The organism is Rugamonas violacea (assembly GCF_016461825.1).
Classification (GTDB): Bacteria; Pseudomonadota; Gammaproteobacteria; order Burkholderiales; family Burkholderiaceae_D; genus Rugamonas.
In genome coordinates this window covers 1-546 of sequence record NZ_JAEMNU010000097.1, presented here as the reverse complement: position 1 = coordinate 546, position 546 = coordinate 1, and the positions used below count along the sequence as shown (strand labels likewise).

Sequence of the window (546 nt, the reverse complement as noted above, 5' to 3'; positions counted from 1 at the left end):
TTGCCGGCGCTGATGTCGCTGCCGATGGCGGTGATATTGCTGTCCTTGCCGCCACCGCTGGCCTTGATGCTGACGTTGCCGCCGGCCGCGATGGTCGAACCGACGGCGACGGTGGCGCTCTGCACGGCGTTGCTCTCGCTCTTGGTGTTGCCCAGGCTGACGCTGATCTTGACGCCCGACATCATGTTCTGCGACATCGCGCCGGCGGCGGCGACCAGATCTCCCGCGCTGCGGTCGAGGTTGTACAAGGCCAGCGCCTGCATGCGTCCGTCCTTCGTCGTCTTGGCGGCCGAGGCCATGCTCGCGACGCTCTGCACCGCGTTGACGATCGGCACGCTGATCGTGCCGCCGATCGCCGTCTTGGCATACGTCGTGTGGTCGGTGCTGTCGGTCGTGCTGAAGCCGGCGTTGACCAGCACGTCCCTGCCCTCGATGCTGATGTCGCCCTCGGGTGCCTTGACCTGGCTGGCCGTCTGCGTGTACCGGCCGCCTGCCTTCAACTCGACGTTGCCGCCCAGGCTGGCGATCTGGCTGCCGACCTGGGTC

The 546-nt window shown here is 67.4% G+C and carries 1 protein-coding gene; it reads right to left on the bottom strand.

Going from position 1 to position 546, the window contains the following annotated elements; genetic code table 11:
* Window positions 1-546 (bottom strand): hemagglutinin repeat-containing protein (locus H7U20_RS18570; RefSeq protein ID WP_199760636.1); only part of this gene is annotated, 546 nt, incomplete at both ends.